Annotated in this window: 12 protein-coding genes; 8 read left to right on the top strand and 4 right to left on the bottom strand. The window is 38.1% G+C overall.

Features of this window, described 5'->3' with window-relative positions; translation table 11 throughout:
• Positions 1-255 precede the first annotated feature (255 nt).
• The 3 genes from H4J66_RS20215 to H4J66_RS06760 all read left to right on the top strand — a co-directional run bounded on the left by H4J66_RS20215 (position 256) and on the right by H4J66_RS06760 (position 6,744).
• Positions 256-4,941, top strand: coding sequence for an RHS repeat domain-containing protein (locus H4J66_RS20215; RefSeq protein ID WP_182172235.1), 4,686 nt, complete (start codon positions 256-258; stop codon positions 4,939-4,941).
• Positions 4,938-5,363, top strand: coding sequence for a hypothetical protein (locus H4J66_RS06755; RefSeq protein ID WP_070376782.1), 426 nt, complete (start codon positions 4,938-4,940; stop codon positions 5,361-5,363). Before H4J66_RS20215 ends, H4J66_RS06755 begins: the two co-directional genes overlap by 4 nt.
• Before the next feature lie 556 nt (positions 5,364-5,919).
• Positions 5,920-6,744, top strand: coding sequence for a hypothetical protein (locus H4J66_RS06760; protein ID WP_182172238.1), 825 nt, complete (start codon positions 5,920-5,922; stop codon positions 6,742-6,744).
• 228 nt (positions 6,745-6,972) lie between these two features.
• Here the strand turns inward: H4J66_RS06760 and H4J66_RS06765 are convergent, their stop codons facing one another.
• The gene (locus H4J66_RS06765) at positions 6,973-9,156 is read right to left on the bottom strand and encodes a prolyl oligopeptidase family protein (protein WP_182172241.1); all 2,184 of its coding nucleotides are present in this window, start codon (positions 9,154-9,156) and stop codon (positions 6,973-6,975) included.
• Between the two features lie 191 nt (positions 9,157-9,347).
• Here H4J66_RS06765 and H4J66_RS06770 point away from each other — a divergent pair, with 191 nt between their 5' ends.
• Positions 9,348-10,193 carry a carboxylate/amino acid/amine transporter gene (locus tag H4J66_RS06770; RefSeq protein WP_182172243.1) on the top strand — a complete coding sequence of 282 codons (846 nt, stop codon included), beginning with the start codon at positions 9,348-9,350 and terminating at the stop codon, positions 10,191-10,193.
• Between the two features lie 213 nt (positions 10,194-10,406).
• A complete protein-coding gene (locus tag H4J66_RS06775) occupies positions 10,407-10,841 on the top strand; it encodes a GNAT family N-acetyltransferase (protein WP_182172246.1) in 435 nt (144 codons plus the stop codon).
• Positions 10,842-10,926: 85 nt separating this feature from the next.
• Here the strand turns inward: H4J66_RS06775 and H4J66_RS06780 are convergent, their stop codons facing one another.
• Complete coding sequence (locus H4J66_RS06780) at positions 10,927-11,808, bottom strand: LysR family transcriptional regulator (protein ID WP_182172249.1); 882 nt, start codon at positions 11,806-11,808, stop codon at positions 10,927-10,929.
• Between the two features lie 132 nt (positions 11,809-11,940).
• On the opposite strand from H4J66_RS06780, the gene H4J66_RS06785 reads away from it, so the two are divergent.
• Positions 11,941-13,122 (top strand): acyl-CoA dehydrogenase, encoded by a 1,182-nt coding sequence (locus tag H4J66_RS06785; protein ID WP_182172252.1) that lies wholly within the window; start codon positions 11,941-11,943, stop codon positions 13,120-13,122.
• Entirely contained in the window at positions 13,122-14,363 is a 1,242-nt protein-coding gene (locus H4J66_RS06790; RefSeq protein WP_182172255.1) for a CaiB/BaiF CoA-transferase family protein, read from the top strand. The genes H4J66_RS06785 and H4J66_RS06790 overlap by 1 nt, the downstream gene beginning before the upstream one ends.
• Positions 14,364-14,398: 35 nt before the next feature.
• On the opposite strand, the gene H4J66_RS06795 is transcribed toward H4J66_RS06790, so the two are convergent.
• Both H4J66_RS06795 and H4J66_RS06800 read right to left on the bottom strand, forming a co-directional pair.
• Positions 14,399-15,220, bottom strand: a complete 822-nt coding sequence (locus tag H4J66_RS06795; RefSeq protein WP_182172258.1) for a sterol desaturase family protein — start codon at positions 15,218-15,220, stop codon at positions 14,399-14,401.
• Positions 15,211-15,675 carry an SRPBCC family protein gene (locus H4J66_RS06800; protein ID WP_182172261.1) on the bottom strand — a complete coding sequence of 155 codons (465 nt, stop codon included), beginning with the start codon at positions 15,673-15,675 and terminating at the stop codon, positions 15,211-15,213. The genes H4J66_RS06795 and H4J66_RS06800 overlap by 10 nt, the downstream gene beginning before the upstream one ends.
• A gap of 97 nt (positions 15,676-15,772) precedes the next feature.
• On the opposite strand from H4J66_RS06800, the gene H4J66_RS06805 reads away from it, so the two are divergent.
• Positions 15,773-16,780: an AraC family transcriptional regulator gene (locus tag H4J66_RS06805; RefSeq protein ID WP_182172264.1), complete on the top strand. Its 1,008-nt coding sequence runs from the start codon at positions 15,773-15,775 to the stop codon at positions 16,778-16,780.
• Positions 16,781-16,829: the final 49 nt, after the last annotated feature.

The following is a 16,829-nucleotide window of genomic DNA, read 5'->3' on the forward strand; positions in this document are numbered from 1 at the left end:
GAATAATATACAGCTCGTGATACCCATACAAACAAGTAAACAAAAAGTTATGCGAATATTTCATTATTTGAAATTGGAAAACTTAAGCATTTACAGCTTTAAATAAAATGAAATAATCTTTTAACCAGCGTTCGAAAAAGTAGATTAGGTTGGGTGTACCTGGTTAATTTATTGGCTGTCTTGTAACTTTTATTTATAAGTTATTAAAATAAGTAACTGAATATTATTGTAATTATTAATAGATAAGGGATTTCTATGAGATATTTAACGATAGCATTAATTTTACCTATAATGGCAATTGCTAAACAAATTCCATTCAATGAAGCAATGACTGCGGAAATTACTTCAGCAATTGTTAGCCAAAACTTACCAACAACGCACAAGTCATCAACAAAAATGTCTACTTTAGCTCCTCCTAGCGGTGGTGATCCCGGAGACGACCCTGGTGGGGATGCTTATGGTATTGCCAATGAAGATATCTTAGCGCGTATGTCTGTAAAAGATTCTGTTACGCCTTATACAACCGACTTACTCGGCGAGCATATTGACCTTAACTCTGGCACGATTGGATTTAGCCATACTGATTTGGTGGCTAAAGGGATTGGCCCCGACATTGTCATAGCTCGAAAATTCTATCCTGAAGCTGCCGGTTTAACTGCTTATAATTCAGCTTTTTTTGATGATTGGTTACTTGAAATCCCCGCGATTCATACCACACTACTTTTTAATGGTTCTCGGTATTCAGGTTCATGGGGAATAGGCAAAGAATGCTCTGGTTCCTTAAACCCTGGCGGAATTTCTGATCATGGTAACGTGTTTGAATCTCATGAATACTGGAACGGTGACTCTCTTATTTTACCCGGTCGGCAAGAGAAGTTAGTTGAAAAAAACGGTAGAAAAACAAAATCTAATTGGAAGTTCGATTGTTTTACTCGTTCAGGAGGCAATGGCGAAGGCTTTATCGGTCACTCACCCTATGGGCTTAAGTACACTTTCAACAAAATGAGATTAATATCCTCTAAGGGTATTTATCGAGATTATAAAGTTACTTCTCGGTATCAAGCCTCTATGTTGGCTTCAAAAGTAGAAGATCGTTTCGGTAATTGGATTCAGTATAATTATTCTGGTAACAAGCTAACTTCAATAACGTCCAGTGATGGCAGAACAGTTCTTATGACTTATGGAACGGGATCCCATCTAAATCATATTACTAAAGTTTCTTATAACGGACGTCATTGGACATATTCATATGGGAGTTCGGAAGGGCTAGATTCTGTCACCAGACCTGATGGTAAAAACTGGGTTTTTGATTTAAGCCCATATAGAAATGCTAAACCAACTGTTGGTACCAGGAACGGTGACAAAATGGATGATTGTGCATACACCATAAATTATACACCAAAAAACAGTACTGCAAGTATCACACACCCTGATGGTGTAACTGGCACATTTCAATTTGAAGGAAAAGTTCAAGGAAGAAGTAACACGCTTGAAACCACTACTAGTAATAACGGTCCCTATATACAACCACAATGCTACGCAACCATGTCTATTATTGAAAAAGTGTTAGACGGACCGGGAATGTCCAAGATGACATGGAATTATGATTACTCTGAAAACACAGGTTTTGCCGCTAATGAAAATATCCAAAGTAGTATGTTATTAAAGGGTACATTACCGAGCAATATCAATAATAAAGATTATAAATGGACACAAGTAATAGCTCCAGATAACAGTCGAACAAAATACTATCATAACCGTGATTACTCCAGTTACTTAGACGGTAGCTTAGCCGCTGTAGAAGAATTTGATACAAACGGCGCGATGCTGCTCCAAACAAAGAAAACATTTACTCGTCAAAATATCGGTAATGTGGGATTTGAGTTAAGCAGTGGTGTTGCTCATTCAAACAGAGCGTTAATTGCTTCTGAAGTAAAAGAATACTATAGAGTAGGTGGTAAAGATGTTTTTACTCACCTAACCAACTCATATGATATTTATGGTAACCCAACGCAGGCACACCAATACAATGATGCTAATGGTAACAAACATAAATATATTCAAACCACCTATAATAATGATCCAACATACTGGCTAATTGGTCGGCCATATCAAACAAAGGTCTTTAACGGTACTATTTATGAAGAAGTAGTAAAGACGACTTATCACTCTGCTGCGGGGATCTACAAGTCACAACCCGCTAACCAATACTCATTTGGTCGTTGGCATACCAATTACACCTACTTATCGAATGGTCTACCTAATAAAATAACAAGAAATGCCAATAATCAGTGGGTAAAATACTCAAATTATTATCGTGGAATTCCTAGAACTATTCAGACGCCTAAGAGCCGCAGTACAGTTTCTCAATATGGTTATCGAATAGTCAATGCCAATGCTCAGGTTACTCGAGTAACGGATTTTGAAGGTAACTGTGAAAACTACAGCTATAACACTCTAGGGCGGTTAACCTTAATAGACCCTTGTGACGAAGAATGGTCAAATACCAATATTTCATATTCACAGTCATCAGGTGGTATTGGCGTTCCAGGAACAGTTTCAGGTATGACGGTTCAAACGGTTAGTCAAGGTGACTACCGTAAACAGACTTTTTATGATGGACTATTGAGGCCGTTGGCCGTAAAAGAGTGGGATAACGGCGATAGTAGTAATACAACAAGGTATGTAAGAACAAACTTTAACTACTTAAATAAACCAACTTTTCAAAGTCAGCAGACAAGTTCTGCGTCTACTTATTATGGTGTTAATTACAGCTATGATGGATTAGGGCGTCCAAAGGCGGTTAATAACAATGCCATTTCAGGTCAAATATCTTATCGATATTTGGTTAATGACAAAGTAGAAGTTAATGATAATAAAGGCAATGTTACCACAACCACTTATTTGTCTTATGCATCACCTAGTCAATCAATGCCTATTTTAATTAACTCACCCGCTGATGTTAGTACAAGTATGGCCTACAATATCTACGGTAATGTTAGCAGCGTTAGCCAAGGCGGAGAGCATGAATACCGCGTTTATGATGATTATCAAAAGCTTTGTAAAGTTGTTAGAGAGGATGTTGGCCCGAGAGCTTATTCATTTGATAGTGTCGGGCAGTTAAGCTGGAAAGCTTATGGAACGTCGATTAGTACTAGTACCACCTCGTGCGATAGTTTAGTAAGTAGTTCAAATAAAACGAATTACGTCTATGGATACCGAGGAAATACTATTTCAGAAACATATGAGGATGATAGAGCAAACAAAAGCTTTTATTATGATAGAAATGGTCAGTTAATTACCCTTAATACCGGAAGTGTTGCTAATCATTATTCATACAATAGTTCAGGGGGATTGGCCTCTGAAAGCTTATCTATAGACGGGAATACCTTCAACTTAATTTATCAAACGGATAATTTAGGTAATCAAAGTTCAATCACTTATCCCAGCGGGCAAGTGATGAATGTCAAGCATAATGCGTTAAGTCAACAATTGCGAGTGGGTAATTACGCAACGAATGCTAAGTATCATGCATTAGGTGCTATTAAGTCTCATAATTATAGCAATGGTTTTGTGTATTCTGCTACGCTAAACAGTGCTGGCTTACTTGCTTCAACCTATGATTCAAGAAGTGGCACTTATGCGATAAAACAAGCCATGACCTACGACTCAAATAATAATTTGACGTTCTGGGATGACCAAAAAAATAATGCCTATGACTTAAAAGCAACCTATGACGGGCTTGATAGGTTAAACCTGATCACCGATAGTTACTCGGGTACCGGAGATGTTAATTACGACACCAAAGGTAATATTACCTACTATAAAATAGGTTCTAAATCGATTGGGTATGCTTATGACAGCTTAAACCGTTTAAATTACACCACAGGAAGTAAATCATATAACTTTCTTTACGACAGTAGAGGAAATGTCACTTCAAATGGTCATGATAGCTTTTCGTATAATGTTGCCGGTCAAATGGACGAAGCAAGTGGCAATACTTATGTTTATGATGGCCATAACCGAAGAGTGAAAACAAACGATGGTTCAGGCTTAAGTTATTCGATGTACAGCTTATCTGGTCAGCTAATGTTTAGAAAAGTTGGTGGGGTTAACACAGATTACTACCGTTTAGGTGGTAAATTAGTCGCCACAAAAAATGCCAGTGTAGAATTCATTCATACTGACTATTTAGGCAGTCCCGCTGCATTTAGTAACTTAGCGGGAGTGATTATAAAAACTCTACACTATCAACCTTTTGGTGAAACGATTGGAACACAAAGTGATGATGTAGGTTATACCGGACATAAGTTCGATACTGATATTGGCTTAAGTTATATGCAAGCACGATACTATGATCCAGTGATTGGGCGGTTTTATTCGAATGATCCTGTTGGGTTTAACAATGTTCATAACTTTAATCGTTATGCTTATGCAAATAATAATCCGTATAAGTATACTGATCCTGATGGGAAGGCTTCCTATTTGGTTAGCAAGGCATTAAGCTTTACAAGTTCAGCTAACCACAACTTTATTGTTTACAATGCAAAATCTATAGGTGACCCTTTGGCTACAGTGAGGTCATTCGGTGATACTGGTAATGACAAAATGGGCGAAGTAAATTCTGATACACGAGGGTTTTCAGAAGGTACTTCTGATTCAGATATGGAAGCTTGGCAAAGTCTAAGTATTGAAGGTTCAGAAGTTACTTATCGTAAGATTGATGCAACGGACGCGGAAGTTGCTAAGATTACTGATTCTGTGCAAGGAGGCCAAGAATATAGTGCGGTGCCAGAAGTACAAGGTGGTGTAAACAGTAATTCCGCTGCTGGAGCGATTGCTAAGAAAGCTGATGGGGGGTATTCTTTTGTAAATAACGGTATAAGCCAACCCGGTAGCACAGTTCCTGAAAGAGTTGGGTTTAAGGAGAAAGATAAATGAGAATTAGACCTCTCTTATCAATATTATGTTTTCTGTTTTTGAGCTACCCTGCTTATCTATGGTTAACTTATATTGATGAAACAGTTACATCTGGCTCAGCATATGGTTTGAAGATTGGAGCAAATAAGAATAATGTATATAAATCACTTGCAAGATCTCTGAGCCAATTTAAAGGTGATGGAGACTCCGTATTTATTCAAATTAAAGTAACTACTGAAACAGCTAAAGATTTAGCAACGAAACCAGATTTTAATGTAATGGTTGAACCGTTATTTCATCCAATAGGTTTTTCTTCATTTGAAAAACAGGATACATGGTCTTTTTACGTGAATGCGTCGTATTTTAACTCATTAAAGCTGAAGTTTTGTGAAGAAAAGTTATGTGAAATACATAGGCACAGAAAGTATTTTGAACTTCCTTAGAAATACTTAGAAAAATAAAAGAGGTCGGTGACACTTGAGAATAGATCTTATTTGCTATTGTCATTAATCAGCTATAATGAACGGGGTATTCACTATCGAAAGGAGTCGATAATGCTCCATAAACCATGCCACTTTTTAACGAATGTTCACTATCATGTTATTAGTCGCGGCAATAATCATAATGTGTGCTTTTTTGCCGATGCTGGTTATCTGTTTTACCTTAAGTGTCTATATGACGCTTGCAAAAAACACCACTTATTAGGCCACCCATAATAACTTATTCTGTTTTGTTTTAATAAACTAGACTTAAGTTACCTTTATTAAGTCTAGTGATTTTTATACCTAAACCTAGTTCATAACAAATTAGTTTATTGGATACTCTTTTTTATCACATTTTCAGTCGCACGGTACGCAAGGCTTTTTTTTGGTTTGATAATGAAAAGGGGGCATAACTTGTATTTATAGAAAGTTTTTTAATGGAATTTAGCGACTTACTTCAAATGGTAAAGTCACTAAAAATTTTTAAACATATAGTTTAATAAATCTGGAGAACAACATGAAAAAATTTACTACGTTTATAGCTCTCTGCATTATTTTAGTGTCGTCTATCATCACAACATCGTATGCCAATGATCAGATAACAGACAAACAAATTTATCAGTTAATGGATAAGTCAGGGATAACCCAGTCAATTGAGGGACTACCGTTACAATTGCAAGCGATGGGTCAACAAATGGCTTTAACGGCTAAAAATCCAGTTGAACATGAAAAATTTATGCAAGTGTTTGCATCGTCATTAAATCCTGATGTGATGCTAAAAAAAATGACTGAAAACATCAGGAAGAATATTTCATTAGCTGAACTACAGCCGATTCTTACATGGTTGGATAGTGATCTTGCCTCTCGCGTTGTAAGTGCTGAACTTCAATCTACTGATCCAATGTTTCAGCAAAATTTAATGCTTTATATGGCTGAGTTGCAATCAAGCCCGCCATCTCCTGAGAGAACAAAAGTAATTATTAATTATGTTGAGTCATCAGAAATTGTAGAACAAGGGATGAATTTGATGATGGCGATGTTAGAAAATATGTTTGAAGCGTTGAAAATCACCCAACCAGAAAATGTTGAGCTTGCCACGCAACTCGATGCTCAATTAGAACAAATGGCGGTCAATATAAAGCCATCAATGGAACAGCAAATGGTTTTAACGTCATATTTTATTTATCGTGAAATCAGTAATGAAGATTTAAATGAATATAGTAATTTTTATAAGCAAGCTACCGGGAAAAAGTATTTGTCGCTGATGGTCGGTGCTATTGGCGATGGAATGAATGATTGGGGTACATTACTTATTCATCAAATATCAAAAGACAAAAGCTAGTGCTTTAAGGTTTTGGGTATTTATTTACCCATATTAGCCTCGCAAGGTACTTTAAATAAAGGTACAGAAACAATGTTCCTTATAGCTATTGATGGCAAGACTTCGTTACTGCTATTAATAAAAAGTCTGTTTAACCACGTTAAACAGACTTCAAAAAACCTGCGGTGATAATTAGACAAGTGCTACGAATTATCCTGCCACTATCATCAGTGTTACGCTATAAAACTGTTAATTATTTGCTAACTTTTGCATTAAATAAGTATGTTGCAGTGCGATTCGCTTGGCGGTTTCTTTAAGGTTGGCAGCAGCAGAGTGCCCACCATCAATGTTTTCATAGTATAAAAATTTATGCCCTTGATCTTCCATGCGTTTCGCTACTTTTCGAGCATGTCCCGGATGAACACGATCATCTTTTGTCGATGTTATAAAGAAGACTTCTGGATAATCTACAGCAGGGTCAATATTATGATAAGGCGAAATGCTTCGTAAAAACTTACCTTCAATTTCGTTTTCAGGGTCGCCATATTCGCCCATCCATGAGGCACCTGCTAATAGTGTATGATAGCGCATCATATCAAGCAGGGGCACAGCACATATTACCGCATTGAATAAATCAGGACGTTGGGTAAACATCACCCCCATTAACAAGCCTCCATTTGAGCCACCTTCGATACCTAAATGCTCAGGAGACGTTATTTTTTTTGTGATTAAATCTTGAGCGACAGCAATAAAGTCATCATAAATACGTTGGCGATTGGTTTTTAAACCAGCCTGATGCCATTTAGGTCCATATTCGCCACCGCCTCTAATGTTGGCTAGGACATATACACCGCCTCTTTCTAACCACAACTTTCCACGAGTAGCGGAATAACTAGGGTTTAGAGAAACTTCAAAACCGCCATAGCCATACAAAAGCGTTGGGTTTTTACCATCTAACTTTGTATTCTTGTGTCGAACCACAAAGTAGGGGACTTGAGTACCGTCGGTTGAAGAAACAAAAAATTGTTCACTGACCATGCTTTCAGCATCAAACCAGCTAGGTAAAGATTTCGCTTTAGCTTTTTCACCTGTTGCGGTGTTATAAGTATAAAGTGTGTCAGGGTTAAGAAAGCTCTCTGCTGAAATAAAAGCAATTTCTTCTTTACTGTTGGTACTGCCAATAGAGACGGAACCATTAGCTGGAAAGTCTAATTTTTTAGAGGTCCATTTACCGTCATGCCAATCGAATTGATGAGCGGAGCCGGTTACATCATGGTAGATGCTCATCAGTACTTTAGATTTTGTGACGCCAAAGTTACCAATTGAAGATTTTTCATCAGGACTAAAAACAAGGTTAACAAGGTCAATTTTGCTATCATTCATAAAATCATCAATATTAAAGCTGACTAAGTCGCCTAGTTTGAATTCACGCCAGTTTTCGTTTAATTTGACAATCATTTGCCCTTTAAACTCACCACTTAAATTTGATTTTTTAGGTATTGGTAATTTGATTTTTTCACTGATGCTGCCATCACTTTTACGTGGAAACCAATAATACTCGGTATCATAAAAGGTTAATGCCCGGGTAGTAATAATTTCGCGGCGGCCATCACTTAGCTCTGTTATACCCCCCCAATAGCCAACATCTGTTTGCTCGCCACGGTCAATTTCAACGGCACTCGATAACGCAGTACCGCGTTGCCATAGTTTAGAAACCATAGGGTAACCAGATGTTGTCATGGTGTTTTCACCAAAATCAACCCCGATAATTAAGGTGTTTTTGTCTAGCCAATCTATACTGCCTTTGCTTTCTTGGGTGATAAAACCATCGGTTACAAAAGTTTGAGTTTTGGTATTAAACTCACGTTGAATAACGGCATCTTTACCGCCATCAGAAAGGCTGACCATGCAAATTTCGTAATCAGGTGAAAGGCAGTTATTGCCTTTGTAGACCCAGTTTTTATTTTCACTTTTTGACAGAGCGTCAAAGTCTAAAACAGTTTGCCAAACCGGAGTGTCTGAAAGGTAACTACTGAGGGTCGATTTTCTCCATATCCCCCTCTCATGTTGCTCATCTTGCCAAAAATTATGCACTTCTCCATTTCGATAAGACGCGTATGGAATTTTGTCTTTACTGTTAACAATTTCCAACACTTCGCTATTCATTTTTTCAAATAGAGGGTCTGCCATTAGGCGGTCGAGGGTGCGGGTATTCCAGCTTTTTACTTCAGTTAATGCTTTGTCACCTAAAACTTCCTCAAGATATAAATGATCTTGGTCAGTTTTACCTAAGGTTTCATAGGTAATAGTTTTATCAAGGTTTTCCACTTTCATTACGGGGGCCTTATTGGGTTCTTTATCATTTTGGCAAGCGGTGAGTGAAAGTGCTGCGCATAAAAACAGGGTTTTCTTGGGGTGATTCAATACAGACATAGTTCCCTTCTGTTAAGATTTTGCTGAATATGCATCAATATAAACAGAGTTTGGACTTACATACAAGTCGCAGCTTGAATAATTGATTTTGCTTGGTTTGGTCTTTATATTGCTTATTGCTCTCTTTTATTGTTTATACCGTAATTAATAACAGGTAGACTGCGGCAATTAATTATTTAACGATAGATTTTATGGGCTATTTATTTGCAGTTACTTTGCTTTGGGCATTTTCATTTAGTTTAATCGGCGTTTATTTGGCAGGGCAGGTTGATGCATGGTTTAGTGTGCTTATGCGGATAACGCTCGCTACCTTAGTTTTTTTACCTTTTTTGAAATTAACACAAATACCAAAGCCCTTAGCGCTAAAGCTTATGATGATAGGCGCTGTGCAACTTGGCGTTATGTATAGCTTTTATTATCATTCCTTTTTATATGTATCTGTACCAGAAGTCTTATTGTTTACGGTAATGACACCTATCTATATCACGCTATTAAATGATGCCCTTGAAAAACACTTTAACCCTAAGTTTTTTCTAACTGCCGTTATCGCCGTTGGCGGCGCAGTAGCTATTCGTTATGAAAGTATTAACAGTAACTTTTGGACAGGCTTTCTGCTTGTGCAAGCGGCCAACATTTGTTTTGCAACCGGACAAGTCACTTACAAACGTTTAATGGCTAATAGCAAGTTAGATGATAAAACGGTCTTTGGCTGGTTTTTTATTGGTGCATTAATCGTTGCTGTTGTTTGCTATACCTTATTCGGCAATTCAGATAAATTACCCAGTACAGCAACGCAATGGGGTGTCCTTATTTACCTAGGCATTGTAGCGTCGGGTTTAGGCTACTTTGGCTGGAATAAAGGTGCTACCTTAGTCAATGTCGGTGCATTAGCCGTGTTGAATAATTTACTTATTCCTGCAGGTATTATTGTGAACGTACTTATTTGGAACAGAGATGCTGATCTAGTGAAGTTAAGTATTGGCGCGGGCATTATTTTAGCTGCATTATTATTCAACCATATAAGTAATAGAGAATAGTATTTATAAAGCCGGTACTTGCTGTTAGATTCAATGTGCGACTTTATTAAAAAGAACAATGACTAAATTTAGTTGTCTGAGAGAATGAACAGCGCTTTATAACATGCTTACAGTTTCTCTTTTATTAATAAAAGATGATAAAAAATTAGTCATTATTTTACGATAATAGACGACAATTGTTAGCCACTTGTTGTGATATTAAATAAGGAATATATGCAGAACTTTTCATGGGTCTTCGACCAAGCCGACATTGATTGGCAGCAGTTATCAAGGTTATATCGTATTGCGCCTTTAGGTAATAAAGCCAAAGACGACCTTAATATTGTCTTTTCAAACAGTAAGTTTAAGTGCTTTGTTTATGAAAAACAAAAGCTTATTGGTGCAGGGAGAGCTTTAGCTGACGGACTTGATTGTTCATATATATGTGACGTTGCTATTCATCCTGAATATCAGGGGATGGGGTTAGGGCGTAAAATGATTAATCAATTAGTTGAGCTATCTTTCGGACATAAAAAAATAATATTATATGCTAATCCGGGTAAAGAAGGTTTTTATAAAAAGCTTGGCTTTAAACAAATGAATACGGCAATGGCTATTTTTAGTAATGAACAGCAGGCAATCGATGTTGGCATATTAAGTTCAACATAAGGGCAATCTATAAAGACCAAAACAACGAAGATGATTTTTCTATGTTGCCTAAGCCTAAGCCTAAGCCTAAGCTAAGCAAAAATACTTAGTTGATGGGATCGAGTGTAGAGGTTAAACAAGTCATAAAGGCTTTACTCGCTTTAGAAAGATAATGATTTTTTTTCCATGCCAAACTCAATTTAAAGGCGAGTTTTGGTTCAAACGGAATTGAAGTTATCTGCTGTTCATTTTGCAAAATACGTGACAAACAGGTGGTGATACCGACTTCATTTCGAACCAATGATTTTTGCAGTTCAATAAGATTCGTTTCCATACGTATGTCTAATGATAAGTTATGCGCTTTTGCATAATGACTAACCACTTCACGTAAAAAATAACCTTGATGAAACAACACCAGTGGTTCTTGACAAAATTGTGCCAATGATAAAGTTTCTTCTTTTGCTAGCGGGTGTGAAATCGCCATAGCAGCAACAATTTCCTCATCAATAAGCTCGGTATAACGCAGTTGTTGATTCTCTAAATCACCGCGGATCAAGGCTAAGTCGAGTTCGCCATCCATTAACATTTTCTCGAGTGCCGCTGTGCCTTGGTCAATCAAGTGTATTTTTATTTTTGGATACTGTTGCTTAAATGCCGTTAACACTTTCGGAAAGTAATAAGATCCCATCATCGCGGAAACACCAAAGCGAATGGTACCTCTTTCTAAATCTTTCAGTTCTTCTAACTCTAATTCAACTTGTTTTGCTTGGCTTAATAATTGTGTTGCCAGTTTATAGAGCACTTCGCCTTCAGCGGTTAATAAGGAGTTTTTATCGGTACGATTAATTAGTTTTAAACCAACCTCTTGTTCTAGCTTTTGAATAGCTATACTCAACGCTGGCTGAGCAATACCTATTTTATGTGCAGCCCGAGTAAAATTGCCTAATAAGGCTAATTGACAAAAATATGCTAAACGCTTTAAATTCATATTAAGCCTGTATATAAGAGAAAGTTATGATAAATATAATAACTATATATTATATTTATTTTTATTTTGAGGATAGAGTTAACGCATAAATAAAAAATTTAGCGCATAACCACCTACTAATGGAGTTACCTGATGAGCGACAAATTAACGCCTTTCAACTGGCAAGACCCGATGTTCCTTGATAATCAATTAACCGAAGAAGAGCGTATGATACGCGATACGGCTTATGATTATTGCCAAGAAAAATTGATGCCCAGAGTACTCGAAGCCAATCGACATGAACATTTTGACCGAGAAATAATGCGTGAATTAGGTCAATTGGGTTTACTAGGGGCTACTTTGCCTGCTAAGTATGGTGGCAGTGAAGTTAACTATGTTAGCTATGGCTTAATCGCTCGTGAAGTAGAACGCGTTGACAGTGGCTATCGTAGCGCGATGAGTGTGCAATCATCACTCGTTATGCATCCTATCTATGCCTATGGTACACAAGAGCAACGGATGAAATATTTACCTAAACTTGCTTCCGGCGAATGGGTGGGTTGTTTCGGGTTAACTGAGCCTAATTCAGGTAGCGATCCTGCTTCAATGAGCACGCACGCCAAGAAAGTTGAGGGTGGCTATGCTTTAACAGGCAGTAAAATGTGGATCACCAATTCGCCTATCGCTGATGTTTTTGTTGTTTGGGCAAAGTTTGAGGGGATAATCCGCGGCTTTGTGCTTGAAAAAGGTATGGCAGGGTTAACGGCACCGAAAATCGAAGGTAAATTTTCTTTACGTGCTTCAATCACCGGCGAAATTGTTATGGATAACGTTTTTGTACCCGATGAAAATATGTTCCCAGAGATTAAAGGCTTAGCAGGGCCTTTTGGTTGTTTAAATAAAGCGCGCTATGGCATCGCTTGGGGCTCTTTAGGGGCTGCAGAGTTCTGTTTTAATGCCGCAAGACTTTACACGATAGACCGTGAGCAATTTGGTCGCCCCTTAGCTGCTAACCAATTAATTCAAAAGAAACTTGCCGATATGCAAACTGAGATAAGTCTTGGTTTACAAGGTTGCTTACAAATGGGACGGTTAATGGATGCGGATCAATGTCCGGTTGAATTAATTTCATTATTGAAACGTAATAATTGTGGTAAGTCACTTGATATTGCTCGTGTTGCACGTGATATGCACGGTGGCAATGGCATTAGTGATGAATACGGGGTTATTCGCCATATGATGAATCTTGAAGCGGTTAATACCTATGAAGGTACACATGATGTTCATGCCTTAATTTTAGGTCGTGCTATTACCGGTTTACAAGCTTTTTGCTAATGACAGATACTCCTACAAACGCAAACCCTCCATCGGCATTAGCAGGTATCAAGGTAGTCGATTTAAGCCGGATACTTGCGGGGCCTTGGGCCTCGCAAATGCTCGCTGATCTGGGGGCTGAGGTGATAAAAGTTGAACGGCCAAAAGTAGGTGATGACACCCGCTTTTGGGGACCTCCTTTTGTAAAATCCCAAGCAACCAGTCAACCGCCACAAGCGGCGTACTTTCATTGCGCTAATCGTAACAAAAAATCTATTGCCATTGATATTCAATGTCAGCAAGGTCAACAGATCATTAAAGATTTAGTGGTGCAGTCAGACGTTTTTATTGAAAACTTTAAAGTCGGTGATTTAGCTAAATATGGTTTAGATTATGCTGAGTTGAAAAAAATTAATCCTAATTTGGTGTATTGTTCAATTACTGGCTATGGGCAAACGGGTCCTTATGCTCACAAACCCGGTTACGATGCCATGATACAAGGCGAGGGTGGCCTGATGAGTATTACCGGTGAACAGCAAGGCAGTCCAATGAAGGTTGGGGTTGCAGTCGTGGATATTATGACCGGGCTATATAGCTGTAACGCTATTTTAGCCGCTCTTATGGCTAGGCATCACACCAAGTGTGGTCAATATATTGATATGGCTTTACTTGATGTTCAAACAGCAATGCTGGCTAATCAAGCGATGAATTACTTAACCACTAATGAAAACCCGCCGCGATTAGGTAATGCACACCCAAACATCGTGCCCTATCAAACGTTTACCACCCAAGACGGTGACTTAATTTTAGCCATCGGCAATGACAGCCAATTTTCAAGGTTTTGTCATTTGTGTCAGCTAAACGAGTTTGCAGCAGACGACCGCTATAGCACGAATGCTCAACGGGTTCTTCATCGAGACGATGTCGTGTCGACATTAGCTAAAAAAATTAAGACACAAACAACGCAGTGGTGGATAGCGCAACTTGAATTGATATCAGTACCTTGTGGACCGGTAAATACTCTAGAGCAAGTATTTGACCATCCTCAAATAAAACACCGAGCTATGGTTAAGCAACTGCCAAACGATGATGGCGATTTAATCGATGTTGTGGCATCACCCATTAATCTGTCGGCGACACCTCTGCAATACCATAGTGCAGCACCCGAGTTAGGACAGCATACCTACTTTGTTTTAAAGGATATGCTTAACTATGATGATGCCATTATCTCAAGTGCTTTTGAGCAAGGTGTTGTTGCTTAGTCGTAAGAACCAGCAAAGCTTAGCGGTTATCTCACTTACTTCTCTTTAACGGAGCTGGTCGGATAACCAAAGAGTACCTTCAGTTTTGCTTTCATGCCTTTACTGGTCAACATACTGCTTATTAAATAACGCCATTGATGAAAGGTAATCGTCAGTGGGTTATTACTGTGCAGTTGTCCAACAATACCGTATTTACAAGGTTTTCCAGATTCTTCTTCGGCAAAGGTGCCAAATAATTTATCCCAAATAATCAGTACCCCAGCAAAATTTTTATCCAGGTAACCCGCATTTATTGCATGGTGAACCCTGTGATGCGATGGGGTATTAAAAACTTTTTCGAACCACCCTAACTTATTCACAACTTGAGTGTGAACAAAAAATTGATAAGCCAAATTAAGTGCGACTACAGTAAATGCGGTAATGGGGTCAAAACCTAGTAATATCATCGGCAACCAAAATAGCCACATACCGGCAAGCGGATACATTAAGCTCTGTCTAAAGGCGGTAGTAAAGTTCATTTTGGTCGAACTATGATGAACCACATGCGCGGCCCATAACCAATGAATATGGTGAGATGCCTTATGAAACCAATAATACAAGAAGTCTTGCAAGATAAAGGCACCAAAAATACTGATAGGGTTTAGCGCTATATCAAAGAGTCGATAATCATAAAGCCAATAAAAAAAGGGCATTAAAATCAGTAAGGCGACAGCATCTGCACCTTGATGCATCAGAGCCAGTGCCGTGTTGGCGAAGCTGTCTTTGATATCGTAATAACGGCGATATTTAATAAATTCTAACGTAACAAAAATAATAAAGACCGGGCTTAGCGCCAGTAAAATAATTTCTATGGACATACTCTGTCACCTTTAAAGTGTAACGCTAATTTTTTAAGTGCTTGCACTAAATCTTTTCTAATAAAAAAAGCCAGTATAAAGCTCGGTAACCACCAGGGGGCTTTGCAGCTAATATGGTAGGTAACTTCAGTGGTTGCGGGAATGCGACTATCTTTAGCAAAATCATTTTCATTAAAATAAATGTCGCCGCGATGCTCTGCAACGGGTTTATTACCTATTATTTGATAACTTATATGGTGATGGTCAGCGCTAATAATACGCTCGGCAAATTGAATGCCACTGATTTTTATTTGCCTAATAGCACCTTTGCCACCTTTTAGTTCATCTTTATTTTGTGGTTTAATCAGGCTAAAAGTTGCATCAAAAAAACGACTTAATTGCTGGTGCTCTAGCAAGGTCTCGCAAATTTGTTGCGGTGTTGCATTAATATGCTGTTTTAAGGTTATTGATATCATAGTTACCACCACCACTCTTGATAATTACCACTAGTATAAAAAAAACTTCCGTGGCAGACTTGCTTATTGATGACCATTTTTTAGCTTTAGGTGACAAATGACCACGTTGGCCGATCATTACTATACAAGTTGTCTTGATTACCTTGAAACGCTTGGTTTAGAGAGTCAAAGTGTTTTATCGGCGATAAACTTTGATGAATACGCTAATAAGCAAGCGCAACAGTTAGCGCCTCGCATTAGTTTAAGCAGTTATAATGCACTGCTTAATTATGCGCAACAGACTTTAAATGAGCCAATTTTTGGATTTAAATTAGGTCAGCAAATCAGAGCCGCGGATTTTGGTGTGTTGGGTTATCTCATCGAATCGAGTAATAATTTAGCAAGCGCAATTTCATCGCTGTTAATTTATGACCGTTTGGTCGCCGATATCGGCAAGGCTGAATTTGAACAACAAGAAGATATCGCTATTATTCGTTGGTTGCCAAACGCAAGCTGCAGCGCGCAGGCTATTTTACGTAATATGACGGCTTGGGTTAGTGTTATTCGCCAATTGCTTAACTCCCAGCTTTCACCTAGTTATATTTTTTTTACTGAGTCTTGGCCTGATATTGAAATAAAGAGACTCGCTGACTGGTTTAACTGCCCGATTAAAACTAATGCACAATATAATCAAATTATCTTTCCTAGTAGCTATTTAGCACTGCCTTTTAAAACTGATAACGCCGCTATTAATTTAGCACTTAAACAAGTATCGGCGCAGCAATTGTCAGGTTTTAAAAGCCAACAGCGCTTAGCCGAGAAAATAAGCCATCTCTTGATGGCTAAAAATGATTTGGACGATTGCAATTTAATACGCACAGCAAGTGCTTTAAACATGACAGTTCGAACGGTGCAACGTCAGTTAAAACAACAACAGACCTCGTTTGCTTATTTACTTGAAAGCGAACGCAAAAGGCGGTTACAAGGCTATATGGGTAAATATCCCTTAGGTACTATCGCCTTAAAACTTGGTTTTAACGATCAAAGTTCTTTTAATCGCGCATTTAAACGTTGGTATGGTTGCAGCCCTCTGTATTACTTAAAATATAAATTAATTAAAACATAAGCTTATTCTTTTGGGGGTCGCTAGATAAACCCCAGCAGGTAATGATATT

The sequence above is a fragment of the Colwellia sp. MB3u-55 genome (assembly GCF_014076785.1).
In the GTDB taxonomy this organism is placed as follows: Bacteria; Pseudomonadota; Gammaproteobacteria; order Enterobacterales; family Alteromonadaceae; genus Colwellia_A.

Coding starts and splice junctions, on each gene's coding strand:
- H4J66_RS06775 (WP_182172246.1), top strand. CDS start 10,407: ATGCAGAACTTTTCATGGGTCTTCGACCAAGCCGACATTGATTGGCAG.
- H4J66_RS06760 (WP_182172238.1), top strand. CDS start 5,920: ATGAAAAAATTTACTACGTTTATAGCTCTCTGCATTATTTTAGTGTCG.
- H4J66_RS06765 (WP_182172241.1), bottom strand. CDS start 9,156: ATGTCTGTATTGAATCACCCCAAGAAAACCCTGTTTTTATGCGCAGCA.
- H4J66_RS06790 (WP_182172255.1), top strand. CDS start 13,122: ATGACAGATACTCCTACAAACGCAAACCCTCCATCGGCATTAGCAGGT.
- H4J66_RS06770 (WP_182172243.1), top strand. CDS start 9,348: ATGGGCTATTTATTTGCAGTTACTTTGCTTTGGGCATTTTCATTTAGT.
- H4J66_RS06755 (WP_070376782.1), top strand. CDS start 4,938: ATGAGAATTAGACCTCTCTTATCAATATTATGTTTTCTGTTTTTGAGC.
- H4J66_RS06785 (WP_182172252.1), top strand. CDS start 11,941: ATGAGCGACAAATTAACGCCTTTCAACTGGCAAGACCCGATGTTCCTT.
- H4J66_RS06780 (WP_182172249.1), bottom strand. CDS start 11,808: ATGAATTTAAAGCGTTTAGCATATTTTTGTCAATTAGCCTTATTAGGC.
- H4J66_RS06805 (WP_182172264.1), top strand. CDS start 15,773: ATGACCACGTTGGCCGATCATTACTATACAAGTTGTCTTGATTACCTT.
- H4J66_RS06800 (WP_182172261.1), bottom strand. CDS start 15,675: ATGATATCAATAACCTTAAAACAGCATATTAATGCAACACCGCAACAA.
- H4J66_RS06795 (WP_182172258.1), bottom strand. CDS start 15,220: ATGTCCATAGAAATTATTTTACTGGCGCTAAGCCCGGTCTTTATTATT.
- H4J66_RS20215 (WP_182172235.1), top strand. CDS start 256: ATGAGATATTTAACGATAGCATTAATTTTACCTATAATGGCAATTGCT.